The following is a 15,793-nucleotide window of genomic DNA, read 5'->3' on the forward strand; positions in this document are numbered from 1 at the left end:
ACGAGGTGACGACGGCGACCGAGACGGACACGGTGACGGGATCCGTCACGACCGAGGGCCGCGGGTCGGTCCACCTCGAGGGGATCACCAAACGCTACGGCGACGCGGTGGCCGTCGACGACCTGTCGCTGTCGATCCAGCCCGGCGAGTTCATCTCCTTCCTCGGCCCCTCCGGCTGCGGCAAGACCACGACGCTGCGCATGATCGCCGGCTTCGAGCACCCCGATGCCGGCGACATCCGCATCTCTGGAGCGTCGGTGCTGAACGTTCCGCCGTACCGCCGCGACGTCAACACCGTCTTCCAGGCGTACGCCCTCTTCCCGCATCTTTCGGTCGCCGAGAACGTCGCCTACGGCCTCCAGCAGCGGCGCACGCTCAAGTCCGAGGTTCGCGATCGCGTGTCCGAAGCGCTGGACCTCGTGCAGATGCGCAGCTTCGGCGATCGCAAGGCGACGCAGCTGTCGGGCGGCCAGCAGCAGCGGGTCGCCCTGGCGCGCGCGCTCGTCAACCGTCCTGCCGTGCTTCTGCTCGACGAGCCGCTGGGCGCACTCGACCGTCAGCTGCGCGAAGAGATGCAGCTCGAGCTGAAGCTCCTGCAGGCGCGACTGGGAATCACCTTCGTCTTCGTCACACACGATCAGGGCGAGGCGCTCTCGATGAGCGACCGCATCGCCATCATGCGCGCCGGTCGCATCGAACAGCTGGCCGACGCCGACACCGTCTACGCCCGGCCCGCGTCCGCGTACGTCGCCGCGTTCGTGGGGCAGCAGAACTTCTTCCGCGGCGACGTCGTCGAATCCGGCGCGGCGGTGGCGTCACCCCACGCTCTCGTGCGCGGGAGGGCGACCACTCTCCGCGGCTCGCGCGGCGAGGCCGCCGTCCGCCCGGAGTTCATCCGCATCGAGAGGGATGCCGCAGCCACCGCCGGCGAGGCCAACGTCGCCCGCGGCGAACTCATCGGCGTCTCGCACCTCGGCGACACCATGCAGTACCTGGTGCAGCTCGGCGGCGATCAGAGTCTGATCGTCCGCCGCCCGACCCCCGACGCACCGAGCCTGCGCGTGGGCGACGCCGTCGCCTGCACGTGGTCGGCGCAGAACGTCCTTCTGTTCCCCCTCGACGACGCCGCCGAAGAGGGCGGCTACATCGCCCCGCCCACCCGCTGACCGCCTCGCCGCCAGGCTCCGACCCGACCCAGGAGACCACGATGACCGACTCCCGTAACCCCCTGCGCATCCTCGCCCCCGAAGGCGCCGCACAGGTGATCGCACGCGAGGTCTCGCGCCGGCGCTTCCTGAGCATCGCGGCCATGACCGGCGGGGCCGCCTTCCTCGCCGCGTGCAGCAGCGGCGGCGGCACCACGCCGCAGCCGCAGGCCACCGGCGGCTCCCTCGAGAACAGCCTCTCGGTGTACACGTGGGGCGACTACGACTCGCCCGAGGTGGTCGAGTCGTTCACCTCGGAGCTGGGTCCGCGCGTGACGCTGGACTCCTACTCGTCGAACGAGGAGCTGATCGCGAAGCTGATCGCCGCCAAGGGCACCTCGGGCTACGACATCGTCGTGCCCACCGGTGTCTTCATCCCGCAGATGATCGAGAACGGCCTGCTCCTCCCGTTCACCAAAGACCTGCTGCCGAACATGTCGAACATGGATCCGGCCTACCTCGGTCGCGCGTGGGACCCCGAGAACGAGTACTCCGTCTGCAAGGCGTGGGGCACGACCGGCTTCGTCTACGACAAGAACGTGATCACCCGCGAGCTGACCACGTGGGCGGACTTCTTCGACGCCGCGCAGAACGAAGCGAGCGGCAAGACGTCGATGTCCGACGACCCCGCCGGCATCCTCGGCGCCTACTTCTGGGCGAACGACATGGACTGGAACACCGAGGACCCCGCCGAGCTCGACGCGTGCGCCGACTTCCTGGTCAACACGATCGCCCCGCACATCTCGGCGTTCGACTCCTACGCCGGCAGCAACGCCATCCCCCAGGGGACCCACGCGCTCATGCAGTCGTGGAACGGCGACGCGCGTCTCGGACTCATGGAGTCCAGCGAGCCGGAACGCTGGCAGTGGGTGCTGCCCGGTCCCATCACGGAGCTGTGGATGGACAACTGGGCCATCGCCGAAGGCGCGCCGCACCCGGAGGCGGCCCACGCGTTCATCGACTGGTCGATGACCCCCGACAACCTGCTGCTCAACCTCGACTACATCGGCTACAACGTCGGCGGCAAGGACATGGAGCAGGCAGCCGAAGACGCGGGTCTGGAGATGCTCGACCTGATGTTCTTCACGCCCGAGCAGCTGTCGTCCATGAAGGAGCAGGTCCTCAACGACTCCCAGTCCCGCCGCGTCGAGATCTGGAACGAGATGAAGGCCGCCGCTGGTGCGTAGACGCCCCACCGGCGCCGCGCTCGCGATCCCGGCGTGGGTGTGGCTCCTGCTCTTCTTCGTCGCGCCCGTGCTGATGGTGGTGTGGTTCAGCTTCGGCTACAAGCCCGGCATCTTCGGCACGCACGCGAACGACATCCTGTCGTTCGACCGCTACGTCGAGGCGATGTCGCCGACCTTCTTCTCGACCTTCCAGAACACCCTGTGGGTCGGGGTGATCGGCACCATCCTCTGCTTCCTCATCGGCGCACCGGTGGCCTACTGGATGGCCTTCAAAGTGAAGCCCGAGCGGCGCGGCATCCTCATCGCCCTCGTCCTCGTGCCGTTCTGGACGAACTTCCTGGTGCGAACGATCGGGTGGCAGGTGATCCTGTCGCCCGAGGGCGCCGTGTCGGAGTTCCTCCAGGCCATCGGCCTGATCGGCGGCCCCCTCGACATCCTCTACTCCCGCACCGCGGTGCTGATCGGCGTGGTGTACAACTACCTGCCGCTCATGATCCTCCCGCTCTTCGTCGCCTTCGACCGCGTGGGCCCGGCCCTGCGCGAGGCTTCGAAGGATCTGGGTGCGGGGACGGTCGCCACCTTCTTCCGGGTGACCCTGCCGCTGTCGCAGCCCGGCATCATCGCCGGCGTGCTGCTGGTGTTCATCCCGCTGATGGGCGACTACATCACCGCGACCGTGTTGGGCGGCGCGAAGGGCAACATGGTGGGCCAACTTGTGGCGAGCCAGTTCCAGACGGCGCAGAACTGGGCCCTCGGCTCGGCGATGGCGGTCGTGCTGATGCTCGTCATCACCCTCACGATCGCCGTCGCGGGCCTCATCGTGTGGCTCGTGTCGCTTCCCTTCCGCAGGCGCAACCGACTCGTCCTCGGCCCCGCCGCCGCGCCCGCAGGCGCCGTCCCCGCCCCTGCCGTGAAGACCCCCGCCGAGGTGAACTCGTGAGCGAGACCAAGACCGAGACCATCCTCCGCCGCGAGGGGGCCACCGGCCCCAACCGCCGCAGTCGACTGGTGCGCAGGCCCTGGACGGACGTCGCCCTGAATGTCTGGGGCGTTATGGTGATGCTCTTCCTGTTCGCGCCGATCATCGTCATCGTCATCTACTCGTTCAACACCGGACGCCTCCTGGTCGCGTGGGACGGCTTCGGCATCGACGCGTTCCTGACCATCCTCGAAAAGCCCGCCATCCAGAGCGCGGTGCGAGTGTCGCTGATCACCGCCTTCATCGCCGCGATCATCGCGACCGCCCTCGGAACCCTCGCGGGCATCGCAATGGCCCGCTACCCGGGGAAGTGGACGTGGTGGTTCCTCGGCCTGCTGCTGTTCGTCTCGGTCACCCCCGAGATCGTCGACGCCGTCGCGCTGCTCCCGTGGATGGTCTTCCTCGGGCAGGACGTCGGGCTGTCGATGTTCAATGACGGCATCGTGCGTCTGTCGGTGGGCTCGTCGCTGTTCGCGACCGCGGTCGTCTCGTACATCGTCCGCGCGCGTCTGGTCGGCCAGGACGCCAATCTCGAAGAGGCCTCGAACGACCTCTACGCCCCTCCCCTGGCCACATTCCGGCGCATCACGCTGCCGCTGGCGATGCCCGCGGTCCTGGCGGGGTTCCTGCTGGCGTTCACCCTCAGCCTCGACAACACGATCATCGCCGCGTTCGTGCAGGTGTCGGGAACGACGCCCTGGCCGGTGTACGTCCTCAGCGCGCTGCGTTCGGGACTCCGGCCCGAGATCGCGGCGGTGTCGACCATCATGCTGCTGCTGACCCTCGTCGCCCTGGCCCTCGTCGCGCTGGTGCTCAAGCGCGCCGGCGACAACGCCACGCAGATCGCCCGGACGATGACCGGGGGCTGAGCGATGTCGTACGCCGATCTCGTGTTCACCGGAGGCCCGGTCTTCACGGCCGACACCGTTCGCTCGCGGGCGACCACGGTCGCGGTGACGGGCGGCCGGATCGTCGCCGTCGGCGGCGACGACGTGCGGGACCTCGTCGGCCCGTCCACCGAGGTGGTGGACCTCGCGGGGCGCATGCTCATCCCCGGCTTCCAGGACGCGCACGTCCACCCGGTGTGGGGCGGACTCGACATGCTGCGCTGCGACCTGGCCGGGTTCCACACGGCGCCCGAGTACATCGACGCGATCGGCCGGTATGCGGCATCCCATGCACAGGACCCGTGGATCCTGGGCGGCGGCTGGCAGATGTCGGCCTTCCCGGGCGGCACACCGACGGCGGCGCTGCTCGACACGGTCCTGGCCGATCGTCCGGCGTTCTTCCCCAACCGCGACGGCCACGGCGCGTGGGTGAACTCCGCGGCGCTCCGCCTGGCGGGGATCGACCGCGACACCCCCGACCCCGCGGACGGGCGCATCGAGCGCGACGCCGACGGCAACCCGTCGGGCACGCTGCATGAGGGGGCGATGGCGCTGGTGAACCGCCTCCTCCCCGAGGAGCCGCTCGAACGCCTGACCGAGGCGCTGCTGGTCGGGCAGCGCCACCTGCACTCCTTCGGGATCACGGCGTGGCAGGACGCCATCGTCGGCAGCTACGGGGATGCCGGCGATCCCGGCCCCGCGTACCTGAAGGCCGCCTCGGAGGGCACCCTGACCGCGCGCGTCGTCGGCGCGATCTGGTGGGATCGCGCCCGCGGCATCGAGCAGATCCCGTCGCTGCGGGAGCGTCGCGAGCGATACCGCGGCGGACGCTTCGCCGCCACCAGCGTGAAGGTGATGCAGGACGGCGTGGCCGAGAACTTCACCGCCGCGATGCTCGAGCCCTATCACGACGGGCACCACCACCCGACCGACAACTCCGGCATCTCGTTCGTCGATCCGGCGGTCCTGAACGAGGCCGTCCCGCTGCTGGACGCCGAGGGCTTCCAGGTCCACTTCCACGCCATCGGCGACCGCGCCGTGCGCGAGTGCCTCGACGCCGTCGAGGCCGCCATCGCCCGCAACGGCCGCCGCGACAACCGGCACCACATCGCGCACATCCAGGTGGTGCACCCCGACGACATCCCGCGGTTCCGCGCGCTGGGCGTGGCGGCGAACATGCAGTCGCTGTGGGCCACGCTCGAGCCGCAGATGGTCGACCTCACCCTGCCGTTCCTGGGGCCCCGCCGCAGCGCCTGGCAGTACCCGTTCGGCGATCTGCTGCGCTCCGGCGCCGTGCTCGCGGCCGGGAGCGACTGGTCGGTGTCGTCACCCGACCCGCTCGCGGCCATCCACGTCGCGGTCAACCGCACGGCGGCGCCGGGCGAAGAGGGCGGCGACGAGCCGTTCCTCCCCGAACAGGCGATCGACCTCGCCACATCGCTCACCGCGTACACGGCCGGGTCGGCATGGGTGAACCACCTGGACGAGGTCACCGGCACGATCCGCGCGGGCGCGTACGCGGACCTCGCCGTCCTCGACCGCGACCCGTTCGCCGCCCCGGCGGACGAGATCGGCGCGACCCGCGTGCTGCAGACCTTCGTCGAAGGCGAGCGGGTGCACGCGGCCGCCGAAGCCTAGCCCCGAGCCGCACCCCCCGACGCCTTCGCCACCCCACGACCGACCACACACACCAGGGAAGTGATAGCCGTGGGCACCACGGTCTTCGAACGCCACCCCGCCTCCTCCGCCGCCGTCGCGCACAGCCTGCAGGACTCTCGTCAAAGCGTCTTCTGGCTGGCCGACCTCGTGCCGACGAGGCCGGCGCTGGTCGGCGAGCACACCGCTGACCTCGTCGTCGTGGGCGCCGGGTACACCGGCCTGTGGACGGCGCTGCATGCTCTGCGACGCGACCCCGCCGCGAACGTCGTGATCGTCGAGGCGCGCACCGTCGGGTGGGCGGCGTCGGGCCGCAACGGCGGCTTCTGCGAGGCGAGCCTCACCCACGGTCACGAGAACGGAGTGCGCCGGTGGCCGGAGGAGATCGCACAGCTCGAGCGCCTCGGCCAGGACAACCTCGACGCCTTCGAGGCGGACCTGGCCGCGTGGGGCGTGGACGCGCAGTTCGAGCGCGTCGGCGCACTGGACGTGGCCACCGAACCGCACCAGCTCGCCTGGCTGCACGAAGAGCGCGACGCCCACCGCGCCGACACGGTGTTCCTCGACGAGGCGGCGGTCCGGGCATCCGTCGCTTCGCCGACGTACCTGGGCGCGGTGTGGCACACCCGCAGCAACGCCCTGGTGCACCCGGCCCGGCTCGCGGCGGGGCTGGCGCGCGCGGCGGAGGAGCGCGGCACCGTGATCTTCGAGGAAGCGCCGGTGCGGGCCCTCGAGAACGCGGGGGCCGGCGTGCGCGTCGTCACCGCCGACGGCGCCGTCACCGCGCCCCGCGCGGTGCTCGCCACGAACGTGTTCCCGTCGCTTCTCCGGCGCAACGTCCTCATGACGGTCCCCGTCTACGACTACGTGCTGATGACCGAGCCGCTGAGCGCGCAGCAGTGGGATGCCGTGGGCTGGCGCGACCGCCAGGGCATCGGAGACATGGCCAACCAGTTCCACTACTACCGCCCGACGAGCGACGGGCGGATCCTCTTCGGCGGCTACGACGCGATCTACCACTACGGCCGCCGCGTGCGCGCCGAGTACGAAGACCGTCCGGAGTCGTTCCGCCGGCTGGCGAGTCACTTCTTCACCACCTTCCCGCAACTGGAGGGCCTGCGCTTCACCCACCGGTGGGCGGGCGCGATCGACACGTCCACGCAGTTCTGCGCCTTCTTCGGCACCGCACGCGCCGGCCGGGTCGCCTACGCCGCGGGCTTCACGGGTCTCGGCGTCGGCGCCGCGCGCTTCGCCGGCGACGTCATGCTCGACCTCCTCGACGGAGCTCCGACCGAGCGCACCGAGCTCGAGATGGTGCGCCGCCGCCCGCTTCCCTTCCCGCCCGAGCCCGCGGCCGCCCTCGGCATCAACGCGACGCGGTGGTCCCTCGATCGTGCCGACCACCACGCGGGCCGGCGGAACCTCCTGCTGAGAGGCCTGGACGCCGTCGGGCTCGGGTTCGATTCGTAGCCGGTCCGGGTCAGCGGCCGGCGCTGCGTCGGACGAGCAGTGCGAGGTGCAGCGCCGTCTGCGTCTCGCCGTCGTCGAGGTCGACGCCGAGAAGCTGCTCGATGAGGGCGATGCGCTGGTAGAACACCGAGCGCGATAGATGAGACGCCGATGCCGCCGCCGTGCGGTTGCCCGGGTGGGCGAGCATGGCTTCGAGGACGTCGAGCAGATCGCCGCCGCGGGCGAGGTCGTGGACGATGAGGGGCGACAGCATCCGCTCGCCGTGGTCGAGGACCCGGTGGTCGTCGCGGAGCGCCGTGACCAGCTGCACCAGCGGACGGTTCTCGGCGCGACGCAGCTGCGGGCCGCGGCCGGTGCGGCGACGGCGCCCACGGGCGAGGTCGACGGCCTCGTGCAGCGAGATCAGCGCGGTGTCGATGTCTTCTGCGGCACGGCCGACCGACACCACGACGCGCTCGGCGTCGGCCGCGGGGTCGATGGCCGCGCGAGCGAACGCAAGGGCCGCCGCATCGTCGAAGACGGCGTCGGCGGGCACCGACAGCAGCAGCGCGGACGCCGGAGTGACGACGGCGTCGGGCGCCGATCCGGTCAGCACCCGCGCGCGCAGTGCGCGGCCGGCAGCCTCGGCACCCTCCGCGCTGACGGGTGCGCCGGCGACGACGACCCCGTAGAGCCTCGCCCCGCGCACCGGCAGGCCCGCGGCCTCCAGCCGTGCGGCGGCGCCGCCCGCACCCGCGAAGCGTCCGGCCAACAGGCCGTCCACGAGGCGGCGTCGGCCGATGCGACCCCACTCATCGAGATCACCGTCGGCGAGGCGCCCGACGGCGAGCGCGATGGCGCCCTGCTCGAGCACCGCCGTGCGACCGGCGGCATGCTCGGGCCCGGGCAGGGCCAGAAGGTGCCCCCAGCGGATGCCGCGCGCCTCGACGGCGATGACCAGCCAGTCCTCGTCTCCGGCCGGCAGCGCACGTTCGCGCCGGTGCTCGGCGCGCCGGTGCGCGGAGCGCGAGCGCAGCTCCCAGTCGGTGAACAGCTCGTCCTCGAGGGAGAGGGGCACCTCGGCGGCGACCACCTCGTGCGCGAGGTTCTCCAGAACGACCGGCGCGCCCAGCGTCTGCGCGAGCTGATGCACGATGAAGTCGGCGGGCGAGCCGCGCAGGGCGAGGGCGGTGAAGCGCTCGCGAACCTCGTCGCGAGCGCGCAGGGCATCGGTCTGGCCGGTGATGATACGTCGGTGGACGGCCTCGGTGATGTTCACGAACTTCAGCTCGCGATGCAGGATGACCAGCGCGAGATCCCGCTCGCGGGCCGCCTCGATCACCACCGCCGGTGTGTACTGGTAGTGGGTGCCGAGTTCGAGGATGACCCCCGACAGCCCCGCGTCCGCGAGCTCGTACATGAAGGCGCGCAGCTCGTCGGTGTCGACCGGCCATGATTTTCCGGTGGACAGCAGCAGCTCGCCACCGTAGAGGAGCTTGCCGACACCGGCGTTGTCGGAGACGTGCAGCCACCGCACGCGGGCGTCCAGCGCGGCCCCGCCCACGACCACCTCCGGCACACCCTGCGCCACGGCGTCCAGAGCGATGACCTCGCGCACCGTCGGCAGCGTTTCGGTGGCCGTCCTCGGGCTCGGACGTTCCGTCTGACTTGCCCGATCCTGTCGATGTTCGAACACGGCGGGCACCTCTTCCGGCTTGCGAGTTCGGGTCGTCGCCAGCCTATCCGACGGTCCGGTCGAAGTGTCCGGACAACCACCGTGCCGAACCGATCCAATCCGTCCATACCTCGTCGACGAAGAAGTGGCAAGACCGTGCATCCAAACGGGTGGATGCGGGGGAATGAATCTGTACAACGCCGAGTTCTACCTTTACTCGGCACCACCCGGCGCCGGAGGAGGAGATCGTGGGCAAGAACTACGTCGACATCGAGAACGACCGGGGCGAAACGCTGCGATACCGCAAGCACGCGAACGGCCGCGGATTGATCGCGCACGGGGCCAAGGTGCACGCCAGCGCCGTGGTCGAAGCCGGCGCGTACATCGAGCCGGGCGTGCAGGTCGCCGCGGGCGCCCGCGTGGGTCGCGGTGCGTGGATCGAGTCGGATGCCGTGATCGGGCCGGAGGCGGACATCGCGCCGCACGCCCACATCGGACCCAAGGCCGCGATCGGCGCCGGCGCGAAGATCGGCGTCCGCACGCAGATCGGCTCCGGAGCCCGTGTGGCCGGCGGCGCGCTCATCGGCGACGACGAGACGATCGGCGACGGCGAGCGCGTCGCGACCGACCGTCGCGGGCTTCGACTGGCCGCCTGAAGGCGTCAGCCGCACCGACGTCCGACGATCCGGCTAGCGTTCCGGATGTGAAACGACCCCTGGCACCGACGATCACCCTCGTGATCGCCGCGATGCTGGGGGTCGCTGTCTTGGTGGGCGCTGTCGTGGTGGGCGCTGTCTTGGTGGGCGCTGTCGCGATGGGCGCGCTGGCAGGGGGAATCGAGCGCACCGACCCGGCCTCACCGTCTCCTGATCGACCACCCGCTACGGCCGGGATCCCCCCGCCGCCTGCGGGCGCGATCCGGCTGTCCGTCGAGGATGTCGTCGACGGCGACACGCTGCGGGCGCGCGCGCTGGACCCCGGCATCCTGGAGGTGGGAGCCTCGACGCGTGTGCGCCTGATCGGGATCGACACGCCTGAGGTGCATCCCGAGCTGCAGTGCGGGGGACGAGAGGCGGCCGAACGACTGGCCGCGCTGCTTCCCGAGGGCTCGACCGTGTGGGCGGCACCTGACGCCGAACTGCGCGACCGCTACGACCGCGCGCTGCTGTACGTGTGGGCAGAGGACGGCGGGTTCGTCAATCACGCACTCGTCGCCGACGGCCTGGCCACCACGATGGTGATCGCCCCGAACGACGCCCACGCGCCGCTCCTCGCCCGCGCCGAGCAGGACGCACGAGAGGCGGGCGTGGGATCATGGGCCTCCTGCGGCTGGTGACCGTCGGGTCGCGGACCCCGACTGCGGGGCTACGCGAAGAGCATCAGGACGAATCCGACCAGCGGCAGCGTGCCCTGCAGGAGCGCCGCGCGAAGATAGGCGCGTCCCGTCGTGGTCAGGACGAGCGCCGCGGCGGCCATCGATCCGAGTGAGAACAGCACGAGGGTCCGGCCGGCGACCTCGGCCGCCGTGCCGGACGCGCCCGCCCAGAACAGCACGATCCCGATGACCGCGCCGATCGCGAGGAAGAGGTTGTAGAAGCCCTGGTTGTATGCCATCGGGCGCACGGTGTCGGCAGCAGCCTGGTCTTTGACGCCGAAGCGCCGCCAGATCGCGGGCCGGCTCCACTGCACGCTCTCCATGACGAAGATGTAGACGTGAAGCAGCGCGGCCAGCGCGGCGACGACCGTGGCGATGATCGCGATCATGAGGCGAACGATACGCCCGGGCTACGCTGAACGACATGGCGAAACGCGGCGGTGCCCCCCGCAGACCCCCACGACCGGGGCGTCCGGGCGGCGCGGGGCGCACGGCCGGTCGCGGCTCGACCCCGAAGACCGGGGCCTCGAAGCCCTCCCGTCCTCGCTCGCGCACGGCACCCGATGCGCCAGCGCCGTCATCGCCCCTTCCCCCGGCCCTTCCGCCTGGGCGCCATCCCCGGCGCCACCCCCGGCAAGTGGATCGACGTGTGGCAGGAGCGGATGCCGGGCGTCGATCTGGTCCTCGAACCTCTCGCGGTGGCGGAACAGCTGCACGCGCTCGCGGAACGGACGGTCGACGCGGCCCTGGTGCGCCTGCCCCTGGAGGCGGATGACGTCCACGTCATCCGCCTCTACGACGAGATGCCGGTCGTGGTCGCCGCCGCCGAGTCTCACCTCACCGCGGCGGACGAGCTCTCCCTCGCCGACCTGGCGGGCGAGATCGTGCTGACCCCGCGCGACGACGTCCTCGGCGTGATCGTCCCCGGCGCCGTCCCACCCGCCTTCGGCGTCCCGGCCGACACCGCCGAGGCCATCGCGACCGTCGCCGCCGGCGTCGGGGTCGTCATCGTGCCGATGTCGCTCGCACGCCTGCACCGCCGCAAGGACGTCGAATACCGTCCCCTGGCGGACGGCCCGGTCTCGACGGTGGCCTTGGCCTGGCCTGTCCATGACCCGTCGCCCTTCGTCGAGACATTCATCGGCATCGTGCGGGGACGCACGGCCAACTCCTCGCGCGACTGACCGCAACCCGCCCGCACGAAGAAGAGGGATGTCGCCGACCTGGGTCTCTGCGACATCCCCCGGAACGACCCGCGACGACCGCGCGTTCTTCGCACCCCCAGCGGTCGTCGGTGCCCCCAGTGCCCGGGGACCCCACCTCCGAGCTGCGTGGGTCGTTCCGAAGTGAAGGAGCCCCGTACCGGCGCCCTGATACATCGACCGCGGAGAAGTTCTTCCGGTTCGTCAGAACCCCGCCCCGTGGGACTGGAAGGGCGCGATGATGCCGGTTCGAGCGGATGCCGCGGCGAGCGCTTCGGCGGGCGCGAGACCCGCGGCGAGCTCCGCGTGCATCGCCCCCAGCAGCTCGCACGCAGCGTCGTCGGCGACGACGACCGGGGCGGCCACCACGCAGCGGGTGCCCGCGTGGAGCCAGACGCGCGTCATGCCGATCGCCTCCTCGCCCCATCTCACCGACGAACGGCCGACTTCGCACGCCGACAGCACGACCGTGTCCGGCACGGTCGGGATGCGGTCGATGTCGTAGCCGAAGAGGGCGCCGTCGGCCAGCTCGAGGCCCGAGAACAGCGGGTTGTCCACCGCGTGCCGGCCGTGGGCCGCGATGTGCAGGACGTCCACCTCGCCGGCGAGGCGGGTCACCGCGTCGACCCGGGCGTCGGCGTCGTCGAGCACCGTCGCCGCCGGCCACGACCGCGCGGCCCGCTCGATCTCCTCCCGCCCGCGTGATACCCGCGGTCCGACGGCGAACCCCGCGCGGGCGGCGGCGGCGGTGCCCGCCCGCAGCGCCACCCACCTCGTCGCCGAGACGGCGAGGGTGAACACGCGGCCGCGCAGGGCCGGCAGCATCCCCCACGGCATGCCGTTGAGCACCCCGGGAGCGGTGATGACGAGCCGGCGCGCGTCGGTTCCCGCGAGCGCCGGCTCGACCAGGGCGCGAGAGAGGGTCTGCAGCCGGGCGTCGAGGGAGTCCTGCACGACACGGGCGAGGGGACCGGTGCGCACGGCGGCGCTGACGTCCAGGTCCGCCCGCAGCCCCGCCGAGGCGGAGCGCACGAGCGGCCAGTGGGGGATGTCGTGCACCTGCGCGCCCCGCGCGGTGACGACGACGCATGCGACGCGCTCGGCGCTCCAGACGTAGCTGAGCACCGCGGTGTCGTCGTCGAGGGCGGCCGCGACGGCATCCATCGAGGCATGCTCCTCGACGCCTCCTCCCCCGGTGTCGCTCCACTGCCGGCGTCGCAGGCGGTCGTGCAGCTCGACCGCCCGGGGGCTCGCGAGCCAGTCCGCGTCGCCGGCGTCGGCGCGCAGGGCACGCAGCTCCGCCAGGTCGGCCGCGGCGGCCGAGTCCGGCGAGGGACGCACGGGCACCACCCGCTGACTGAAGTGACGGGCCCGCTCGGACCATTCGAAGAGCACCTCGGGGCGCCCGGCGCGCAGCGCCGAGGACAGCCCCGCCATCATGAGCGGCCGCCCGTGCATGACCACGGCGCTCTGCAGGTCGAGGCTGGCTGCGCTGACCTGCCACCGGGCCAGCTCGTCGAGCCCCTCGGCTGCGCGGCGCCGCGCCGGGGCCTCGCGTCCGGTCGCGAGGGCATCCCGCACCCGCACGCGATGGGCGAGGAGCCGTACGTCGATCGGCGCGTCGCGGGGAAGCCGGGGCGCGCGGGCGGGCAGCACACCGCGCAGGCGCCCTGCCAGCTCCACGGCGATCGCATCGGCGGCGAAGCCGCGCGCGCGCAGGGACGCCGCCACCTGGACGATCTCGTCGGCGGGCGGCAGTCGCCGTGCCGTGGGCGCCGGGAGTCCGTCGCGGTCGACGACGCCGTCGGCGAGCTGCGCGCGCACCCGGACGCCGTCCGCGCGCGCGGCCCACGCCTCGCTGTCGACCGTGCGGAACCGGCGTGCGGCGGCGGCCGCGGTCCGCGCCGCGGCCGCGGGGTCGTGGGCGAGGAGGGAGCGGGCCAGGTGCAGCTCGGCCTCGCCGCGCGCCTGCTGCATGCGGTGGGCGCCGAAAACGCGCGCCACGCGCTCCAGAGCGCGCTCGGCCTCGGTGGTGAGCCCGGCATCGCGCAGCACCTCGGCGCGGTCGAGATCGCAGATGGCGACGTTGACGGCCGAGGCGTGCTCCATGACACCGCGCGCCTCGGCCATCGCCTCGAGAGCACGCACGAGGTCGCCCTCGAGCAGCGACACGTAGCCGGCGTTGTGGACCGCCATCGCCCGCTCGACCTCGTCGCCCGCGGCGGCGTAATCGGCGGCTGCGCGCTCGAGATCGGCGCGGGCGGCGGCGAAGTGGCCGGCCTGCATGTGCGCGACGCTGCGGTTGATGAGCATGGGCGTGCGGTGCTCGCGGTCGTCGCCGATGCGCGCGATCCCCCGGTCGAACCGGGCGACGGCGGCGGCGAGGTCGCCGCGCTCGAGGGCGAGCAGCCCGAGCTGTCCTTCGAGCATCGCCGATGTGGCCGGCGACAGCCCCCGGTGCCGGAGGGCCTGCAGACACATCTGCTCCGCTGTCGCGGGGTCCCCCTGCCGGATGACGAGCGCGGCGAGCGATCCGGTGATGCGCGCGCTCAGGTCCGCGTCGGACGACCGGTCGGCCGCGAGCTGCAGGAGCCGGCGCGCGGCCGCGTTCCGGCCGGCGTTCAGATGGCCCCGTCCGCGCTTGTACAGCTCCGTCGCCGAAAGCGTCATCCCCTCAGCATGGCCCGCCGCTCACTCCTGACGCGAGTGGTCCGCCTGCGCGAGGTCCTCTCGCACGCGCGACACCGCCTCGTCCCACACGAGGCCTTCGCCGCGCATCCGCGCGATCCTCCCCGCGACCACGGGCGCCGCGAACGACGTGCCGCTCCACACCGCGAAGCCCCCGCCGAAATCGTCGGCGTCCAGAGTCTCGCGACGACGGTGGAACCGGTCGTCCCGCATCCCGGCCTGCACGCTCCCCTCGAACGACACCGGCACGGTCGAGACGAGCGATACGCCCGGCGCGTAGACATCCACCCAGTCGCCGACGTTCGAGAACATCGCCACCGATGTGCCCGAGGGGTTGAGCGCCCCCACCGCCAGGTGTCCCGGATCATCGGGAGCCAGCGAAGCCGGCGCCGCCGGACGATCGGTGGCCTCGTTGCCCGCCGAGCAGACGACGACGCACTCCGTCCCCCGGATCCTCTCGAGCAGCCGCCCGATCTCCGACAGCGTCTGCGCCTCGCCGGGGGTCTCGTGGAAGAAGCCGAACGACAGGTTGAGCACCGCGACCGGAGTCTTCGCCATGAACTGCAGGAGGCGCCCGAGGGCGGCGATCACTTCGCTTTCGAGGATGATGCCCTCGCCGTCTGCGATGCGGATCGGGAGGATGCGCGCGTCGGGGCACTCCTGCCGGATGAGACCGGCGATGAACGTGCCGTGGCCGGCCGCATCGTCGAGGAGTCCGTCCAGCGGCTGACCGAGCGTGGGATGCCGCTCGGGGTCGGTGGCGGGGTCATCCAGCCCGATCGGCTCGCCCCCGTCGAGGTACGGAGGCACCAGGACGTCGCCGCGGAACCACGGATGGGTGCCGCACCCGGTGTCGAGGATCGCCACCACCGGACGATCCTTCGCCGACGACCTGCGGGGCTCGGGTCCCACGTAGGTCACCGGCTGCCTCCCGCCGAACCCGAGGGCGGCATAGCTGTCGATGCCCACTCCGGCGGCGTTGGCCTTGAAGGGGTTCGCCTTGAACGGGTTCGCCTTGAACGGGTTCGCTTTGAACGGATTCGCCTTGAACGGGTTCGCTTTGAACGGATTCGCCTTGAACGGGTTGAGGCCCATCGAGTCCGTGCTGATCACGTGGTTCAGGCTCACACCGTCGCCGTTGAGCCGCGCCTGGCGCAGGATCTGCCACGCGTCCGGCGTCGTGGCCGGCCGCGTGCGGTCGGGGGCGGTGGTGATCCTCACCCGCACCGACTGCGCCGCCCCCGTCGTCCGCTCGCTCCACTCCGGCAGAGGGTCCGAGAGCCCCGGGAACTCCAGCTGCCAGCCGGCCGCCCTCGCGAGCTCTTCGATGTCGCCGAGGTCGTTCACGGTGCGTCGCTCGGTGTCCACGAGAAGCTCGTCGGCGACGTAAAGGGTGGGGAAGACCGTCCCCTTCGGCTCCCCCGCCGGATCGAGCTCCGCGATCCGCAGTGTCTCGCTGTCCTGCCAGCCCATGCGATTCCCCTCTTCTG

13 protein-coding genes are annotated in these 15,793 nt (G+C 71.8%); 9 read left to right on the forward strand and 4 right to left on the reverse strand.

The window, feature by feature from the left end; genetic code table 11:
- Positions 1-5 precede the first annotated feature (5 nt).
- From NFR93_RS08265 to NFR93_RS08290, 6 genes are all read left to right on the forward strand, one after another.
- Entirely contained in the window at positions 6-1,166 is a 1,161-nt protein-coding gene (locus NFR93_RS08265) for an ABC transporter ATP-binding protein (RefSeq protein WP_251451869.1), read from the forward strand.
- Between the two features lie 41 nt (positions 1,167-1,207).
- A complete protein-coding gene (locus NFR93_RS08270; protein ID WP_251451872.1) occupies positions 1,208-2,392 on the forward strand; it encodes an extracellular solute-binding protein in 1,185 nt (394 codons plus the stop codon).
- The gene (locus tag NFR93_RS08275) at positions 2,385-3,332 is read left to right on the forward strand and encodes an ABC transporter permease (RefSeq protein ID WP_251451875.1); all 948 of its coding nucleotides are present in this window, start codon (positions 2,385-2,387) and stop codon (positions 3,330-3,332) included. The genes NFR93_RS08270 and NFR93_RS08275 overlap by 8 nt, the downstream gene beginning before the upstream one ends.
- A complete protein-coding gene (locus tag NFR93_RS08280) occupies positions 3,329-4,240 on the forward strand; it encodes an ABC transporter permease (RefSeq protein WP_353049905.1) in 912 nt (303 codons plus the stop codon). Before NFR93_RS08275 ends, NFR93_RS08280 begins: the two co-directional genes overlap by 4 nt.
- A gap of 3 nt (positions 4,241-4,243) precedes the next feature.
- Positions 4,244-5,896, forward strand: a complete 1,653-nt coding sequence (locus NFR93_RS08285) for an amidohydrolase (protein WP_251451878.1) — start codon at positions 4,244-4,246, stop codon at positions 5,894-5,896.
- 69 nt (positions 5,897-5,965) lie between these two features.
- Positions 5,966-7,384, forward strand: a complete 1,419-nt coding sequence (locus tag NFR93_RS08290; RefSeq protein WP_251451881.1) for an NAD(P)/FAD-dependent oxidoreductase — start codon at positions 5,966-5,968, stop codon at positions 7,382-7,384.
- Between the two features lie 10 nt (positions 7,385-7,394).
- Here NFR93_RS08290 and NFR93_RS08295 read toward each other — a convergent pair whose 3' ends face one another.
- Positions 7,395-8,981 (reverse strand): PucR family transcriptional regulator, encoded by a 1,587-nt coding sequence (locus tag NFR93_RS08295; protein ID WP_251451883.1) that lies wholly within the window; start codon positions 8,979-8,981, stop codon positions 7,395-7,397.
- A gap of 305 nt (positions 8,982-9,286) precedes the next feature.
- On the opposite strand from NFR93_RS08295, the gene NFR93_RS08300 reads away from it, so the two are divergent.
- Together NFR93_RS08300 and NFR93_RS08305 are read left to right on the forward strand one after the other, a co-directional pair.
- Complete coding sequence (locus NFR93_RS08300; protein WP_251451886.1) at positions 9,287-9,694, forward strand: LbetaH domain-containing protein; 408 nt, start codon at positions 9,287-9,289, stop codon at positions 9,692-9,694.
- A 47-nt stretch (positions 9,695-9,741) separates the two neighbouring features.
- Positions 9,742-10,374, forward strand: a complete 633-nt coding sequence (locus tag NFR93_RS08305; protein ID WP_251451889.1) for a thermonuclease family protein — start codon at positions 9,742-9,744, stop codon at positions 10,372-10,374.
- Between the two features lie 29 nt (positions 10,375-10,403).
- Here the strand turns inward: NFR93_RS08305 and NFR93_RS08310 are convergent, their stop codons facing one another.
- Positions 10,404-10,799: a DUF1304 domain-containing protein gene (locus NFR93_RS08310; RefSeq protein ID WP_251452990.1), complete on the reverse strand. Its 396-nt coding sequence runs from the start codon at positions 10,797-10,799 to the stop codon at positions 10,404-10,406.
- Positions 10,800-10,976: 177 nt separating this feature from the next.
- Between NFR93_RS08310 and NFR93_RS08315 the strand changes: the two genes are divergently transcribed.
- Positions 10,977-11,597 carry a LysR substrate-binding domain-containing protein gene (locus NFR93_RS08315; protein ID WP_251451891.1) on the forward strand — a complete coding sequence of 207 codons (621 nt, stop codon included), beginning with the start codon at positions 10,977-10,979 and terminating at the stop codon, positions 11,595-11,597.
- Positions 11,598-11,819: 222 nt separating this feature from the next.
- Here NFR93_RS08315 and NFR93_RS08320 read toward each other — a convergent pair whose 3' ends face one another.
- Both NFR93_RS08320 and NFR93_RS08325 read right to left on the reverse strand, forming a co-directional pair.
- A complete protein-coding gene (locus NFR93_RS08320) occupies positions 11,820-14,285 on the reverse strand; it encodes a CHAT domain-containing protein (RefSeq protein WP_251451894.1) in 2,466 nt (821 codons plus the stop codon).
- A 21-nt stretch (positions 14,286-14,306) separates the two neighbouring features.
- A complete protein-coding gene (locus NFR93_RS08325; protein WP_251451896.1) occupies positions 14,307-15,776 on the reverse strand; it encodes a S8 family peptidase in 1,470 nt (489 codons plus the stop codon).
- Positions 15,777-15,793 lie beyond the last annotated feature (17 nt).

The organism is Microbacterium sp. Marseille-Q6648, assembly GCF_943181415.1.
Taxonomy (GTDB): domain Bacteria; phylum Actinomycetota; class Actinomycetes; order Actinomycetales; family Microbacteriaceae; genus Microbacterium.

Excerpts from the sequence above, each read along its gene's own strand:
- NFR93_RS08270 (WP_251451872.1), top strand. The coding sequence starts at position 1,208 with ATGACCGACTCCCGTAACCCCCTGCGCATCCTCGCCCCCGAAGGCGCC.
- NFR93_RS08315 (WP_251451891.1), top strand. The coding sequence starts at position 10,977 with ATGCGCCAGCGCCGTCATCGCCCCTTCCCCCGGCCCTTCCGCCTGGGC.
- NFR93_RS08285 (WP_251451878.1), top strand. The coding sequence starts at position 4,244 with ATGTCGTACGCCGATCTCGTGTTCACCGGAGGCCCGGTCTTCACGGCC.
- NFR93_RS08325 (WP_251451896.1), bottom strand. The coding sequence starts at position 15,776 with ATGGGCTGGCAGGACAGCGAGACACTGCGGATCGCGGAGCTCGATCCG.
- NFR93_RS08320 (WP_251451894.1), bottom strand. The coding sequence starts at position 14,285 with ATGACGCTTTCGGCGACGGAGCTGTACAAGCGCGGACGGGGCCATCTG.